Raw genomic sequence first — 4,353 nt, 5'->3', positions numbered from 1 at the left:
CGGCAAGGCCACGACCACGGCGATGGCCAACCTCGCCGAGGCGATCCAGGGCCTCGTCACCCACATGCGCACCGAGCAGCAAATGATCCGCGAATGGGCCGACGGCCAGGGCGAGCAAAACCGCGAGATCAAGCGGTTGCTCTAGCGCCTGGCGCGTCAGCCGGAGAAAAGCTGATGGCCCTCGCCCGAGCACGACGCAGCGAAAGCGCCTTCAACTACTGGCCGGGCTTCGTCGACGCGCTGTCGACGCTGGTGCTGTCGATCGTCTTCCTGCTGTCGGTGTTCTTGGTCGTGCAGTTCTTCCTGTCGCAGGAAGTCACCGGCAAGGACAAGGCGCTGGAACAGCTCAATGCCAAAATCGCCGAGCTGAACGATCTGCTCTCGTTGGAGAAGCTCGGCAAGATCAACCTCGAGGACCAGCTCTCGCAGGTGCGGGCCGGCCTTGCATCGGCCGAAGGCGAACGCGACCGCGTCAAGGGGCTCTATGAAGGGCTCGCCGGCGCCGGCAATGACGCTGCCAGCCGCGCCAACGAACTCAACAAGGCGCTCGATTCCGAAAAGCAGGTCTCGGGGCGCGCGCTGGCCCAGATCGAGGTATTGAACCAGCAGATCAGCGCGCTGCGCCGCCAGCTCGCCGCGCTCGAGGAAGCGCTGCAGGCTTCCGAAAAGCGCGACAAGGAATCTCAGGGACGCATTGCCGATCTCGGCCAGCGGCTGAACGTTGCGCTGGCGCAGCGGGTGCAGGAATTGTCGCGCTACCGTTCCGAATTCTTCGGACGGCTGCGCGCCATTCTCGGCAACCGGCCGGATGTGCGGATCGTCGGTGACCGCTTCGTGTTCCAATCCGAAGTGTTCTTCGACACCGGACAGGCGCAGCTTTTGCCCGAAGGTCGCGCCGAACTCGACAAGGTCGCTTCCGCCCTGACCGAACTCGACAAGCAAATTCCGAGCGAGATCGCCTGGGTGCTGCGTGTCGACGGCCACACCGACGTGCGGCCGATCACCAACAGCCCGCTGTTCAAGTCAAACTGGGAATTGTCATCGGCGCGCGCGATCTCGGTGGTGCAATATCTGATTTCGCTCGGCGTACCGGCGCAGCGGCTGGTGGCCGCGGGCTTTGCCGAATTCCAGCCGCTTGACACCGGCAACACCGAAGACGCCTACCGCCGCAACCGCCGCATCGAATTGAAGCTGACGGAGCGTTAGATGCCGTTGGCATCGTCATTCCGGAGCGATGCGGAGCATCGAATCCGGAATCCCGCGATTCCGGGTCTGGTCCTCAGCGCAAAATCAACTTCGATTTTGCCGCTTCGGACCATCCCGGAATGACGGCGTACCCATGAACCAGCCCTTCACCCTCCGCCCCTATCGCGACAGCGACGAAGACGCCGCGATCGCGCTGTGGCTGAAGACATGGCAACAAGCCTATCCTTCGATCGATTTCACCGCCCGCGTGCCTTGGTGGCGCGAGCGCTGGCGCCATGAGCTGGTGCCGAACGCCGCGATCGTGGTTGCCGAGCAAGGCAGTGCACTCCTCGGTTTCGTCACCATCGACGCTAACGCCTATCTCGACCAGCTCGTGGTCACACCCGAGCTGTGGGGCTCAAAGCTCGCCGATGCGCTGGTCGATGAAGCCAAGCGGCTGTCGCCGGACAAGATTACCCTGCTCGTCAACGAGGACAACATGCGCGCGATCCGCTTCTATGAACGCAATGGCTTCGTTCAGGCCGGGTACGACGTCAACCCGACCTCGGGCCGCCCGGTGTTGAAGATGGAGTGGAAAGCTGCGGACCTCTGAACCGCCTCGCCAGGAGGAAGGCCGATGACGCAAAGAGAACTTCTACTGGGATCGGCGACATTCGTCGTGGTCATCGTCGTAGGATTTCTCTCATCGGTCAGGGCCGATCGGTATTTTGCGGCCAACATCGCGCAGGTGCCGTCCACCTCATCAGCCTGCGTCACCGAAGATGGCTCGTGGAAGAACTGGCTGTGGCCGAACGTGCCGGCGCTGTCGCCAAAATGCGAGTAACTCAGCAGGATGGATGCCCGGATCGAGTCCGGGCATGGCAGCTACACCCCCTCGAACTGCAAGCGCGCCAGCCGGGCATAAAGCCCGTTGGCGGCAACCAGCGAGGCGTGCGTACCCTGCTCGACGATCCTGCCCTGATCCATCACCAGGATGCGGTCGCAGGATAGAACCGTGGCAAGCCGATGTGCGATCACGAGCGTGGTGCGACGGCTCATCAATTCTTCCAGCGCGGTCTGCACAAGCGTCTCGGATTCGGCGTCGAGCGCGGAAGTGGCCTCATCGAGCAAGAGCAGCGGCGCATCGCGCAGGATGGCGCGCGCGATCGCGATGCGCTGGCGCTGGCCGCCCGACAGGGTGACGCCGCGTTCGCCGAGCGGCGCGTCGAAGCCGAGCGGCAGGCGGCGGATAAACTCGCTGGCGTGGGCGAGATCCGCCGCGCGTTCGACCTCGGCATCGCTAGCGTCCGGCCGGCCGAAGCGGATGTTGTCGCGCGCGCTGGCGGCGAACACCACCGGGTCCTGCGGCACCAGCGCGATGCGGCGGCGCACTTCGGTCGGATCGGCGGAACGGATCGGCACGCCATCGACGGAGATCGTGCCGGAGGCGGGATCATAAAATCGCAGGAGGAGATGAAACAGCGTGCTCTTGCCCGCGCCGGAGGGACCGACGATCGCGACCTTCTCGCCGGCCCGCACCGCGAACGAGACGCCTTCGACGGCGCGCGCATCCGACCGCGTCGGATAGGCGAAGCTGACATTGTCGAAGCTGAGATCGCCGCGTGCCGGCTCGGGTAATGCGACCGGCGCCGACGGCGCCGAGATCTCCGACTTCACGCGCAGGATCTCGAACAGCCGCTCGGCGGCGCCGGACGCCGCCGAAACCTCGCCCCAGACTTCGCTGAGCTGGCCAAGACCCGTTGCGGCGAACGCGGTGTAAAGCACGAACTGACCGAGCCGGCCCGGGCTGATGAGGCCGGCCTCGACGTCGTTCGAGCCGATCCAGAGGATGACGACGACGCTGGTGAAGACGATGAAGATGACGATCGCGGTGAGCACGGCGCGGGCGCGGGTCGAACTGACCGCGGCGCCATAGGCCTGCTCGACCTCGCCACCGAAGCGCGTGTTGGCGAGCCGCTCGCCGGTATAGGCCTGCACGGTGCGGATCGCACCTACCAGTTCGGAAGCATAGGCGCTGGCGTCCGCGAGCGTGTCCTGCGCGGTGCGCGACAACCGCCGTACCCAGCGGCCGAACGCCATCAATGGAAACACGATCAGGGGAATGGCGAGCAGCACCAGACCCGAGAGCCGGGGGCTCGTCACCACCATCATCGCGGTCGCGCCGATGAAAAGCATCAGGTTACGCAGCGCGATCGACACCGAGGCGCCGACGGCGGACTTGATCTGGGTGGTATCTGCGGTGAGCCGCGAGATCAGTTCGCCGCTTCGCGATGTATCGAAGAACGCCGGCGATAGCCGCATCAGATGCGCGAACACGTCACGCCTCAGATCGGCGACGATGCGCTCGCCGATGGTCATGACGAGATAGAAGCGCGAGGCGCTGGCAAGCGCCAATACGCCGACCACCGCGATCATGACGCCGAAATAGCTGTTGATGCGGGCAATGCCTTCCGGCGTGAAGCCAAAATCGATCATGCGGCGCACCGCAACCGGCACGACGAGCGTGGTGATCGCCGCGATCGTCAGCGAGATAAAGGCGAGCGCGACACGCCCCCGATAGCGCGCCACGTAGGGCGCAAGCGCCAAGAGCGGCCGCAGCCGCGCGGTGCGCGACCCAGAGGAGGCATCGAGCACAGCCTCGACCGATGCGACCGGCTCGCCCGCCCCATCACCCCGCGGCGTGGGCTGTTCTCCCCGGCCCTCAAGCCGTTCAACTGCGCTCATGTCTTTAGAACCACTGATTTGCCACCCCCAAATAGGCCCGCTCTTTGCCGCTGGCAAATCACCCTGCCTCACGTCCGGACATCGCCAATTCCGCCTCATTGGCTTGTTTTGGGGGGCCGCTTGCGTTATAGAGCCGGCCAAATCCGACACTCCAAAACCGAATTACGGGCGCCGGCGCGCCGAAGGACCTGTCATGAAAGCCGAAATTCATCCGAATTATCATATGATTACGGTCGTGATGACCGACGGTACCGAGTACCAGACCCGTTCCACCTGGGGCAAGGAAGGCGATAAGCTGAACCTCGATATCGACCCCAAGTCGCACCCGGCCTGGACCGGCGGCGCCCAGCAGCTGATGGATCGCGGCGGCCGCGTTTCCCGGTTCCAGAAGAAGTTTTCCGGCTTCCTCAAGAAGGACTAAGC

The 4,353-nt window shown here is 64.4% G+C and carries 5 protein-coding genes and 1 pseudogene; 5 read left to right on the top strand and 1 reads right to left on the bottom strand.

Annotated elements, in window-relative coordinates; all coding sequences use genetic code 11:
• The 4 genes and pseudogenes from VFL62_RS21670 to VFL62_RS21655 all read left to right on the top strand — a co-directional run.
• A pseudogene (locus tag VFL62_RS21670) lies at positions 1-145 on the top strand (flagellar motor protein MotA); the annotation flags it as partial.
• 29 nt (positions 146-174) lie between these two features.
• Entirely contained in the window at positions 175-1,206 is a 1,032-nt protein-coding gene (locus VFL62_RS21665) for a peptidoglycan -binding protein (RefSeq protein WP_325174435.1), read from the top strand.
• 133 nt (positions 1,207-1,339) lie between these two features.
• Positions 1,340-1,798 carry a GNAT family N-acetyltransferase gene (locus VFL62_RS21660; protein ID WP_325174434.1) on the top strand — a complete coding sequence of 153 codons (459 nt, stop codon included), beginning with the start codon at positions 1,340-1,342 and terminating at the stop codon, positions 1,796-1,798.
• Between the two features lie 24 nt (positions 1,799-1,822).
• Complete coding sequence (locus VFL62_RS21655; protein ID WP_325174433.1) at positions 1,823-2,029, top strand: hypothetical protein; 207 nt, start codon at positions 1,823-1,825, stop codon at positions 2,027-2,029.
• Between the two features lie 41 nt (positions 2,030-2,070).
• Here VFL62_RS21655 and VFL62_RS21650 read toward each other — a convergent pair whose 3' ends face one another.
• Positions 2,071-3,930, bottom strand: a complete 1,860-nt coding sequence (locus VFL62_RS21650; protein ID WP_325174432.1) for an ABC transporter ATP-binding protein/permease — start codon at positions 3,928-3,930, stop codon at positions 2,071-2,073.
• A 193-nt stretch (positions 3,931-4,123) separates the two neighbouring features.
• On the opposite strand from VFL62_RS21650, the gene rpmE reads away from it, so the two are divergent.
• Positions 4,124-4,351 carry a 50S ribosomal protein L31 gene (gene rpmE, locus VFL62_RS21645; protein ID WP_325174431.1) on the top strand — a complete coding sequence of 76 codons (228 nt, stop codon included), beginning with the start codon at positions 4,124-4,126 and terminating at the stop codon, positions 4,349-4,351.
• Positions 4,352-4,353 lie beyond the last annotated feature (2 nt).

Source organism: Bradyrhizobium sp., from assembly GCF_035701725.1.
Lineage (GTDB): Bacteria > Pseudomonadota > Alphaproteobacteria > Rhizobiales > Xanthobacteraceae > Bradyrhizobium.
Note: the sequence above shows the minus strand (reverse complement) of the source record. Positions and strands in the feature narration are given on the sequence as shown.

Excerpts from the sequence above, each read along its gene's own strand:
- VFL62_RS21665 (WP_325174435.1), top strand. The coding sequence starts at position 175 with ATGGCCCTCGCCCGAGCACGACGCAGCGAAAGCGCCTTCAACTACTGG.
- VFL62_RS21660 (WP_325174434.1), top strand. The coding sequence starts at position 1,340 with ATGAACCAGCCCTTCACCCTCCGCCCCTATCGCGACAGCGACGAAGAC.
- VFL62_RS21655 (WP_325174433.1), top strand. The coding sequence starts at position 1,823 with ATGACGCAAAGAGAACTTCTACTGGGATCGGCGACATTCGTCGTGGTC.
- VFL62_RS21650 (WP_325174432.1), bottom strand. The coding sequence starts at position 3,930 with ATGAGCGCAGTTGAACGGCTTGAGGGCCGGGGAGAACAGCCCACGCCG.
- rpmE (WP_325174431.1), top strand. The coding sequence starts at position 4,124 with ATGAAAGCCGAAATTCATCCGAATTATCATATGATTACGGTCGTGATG.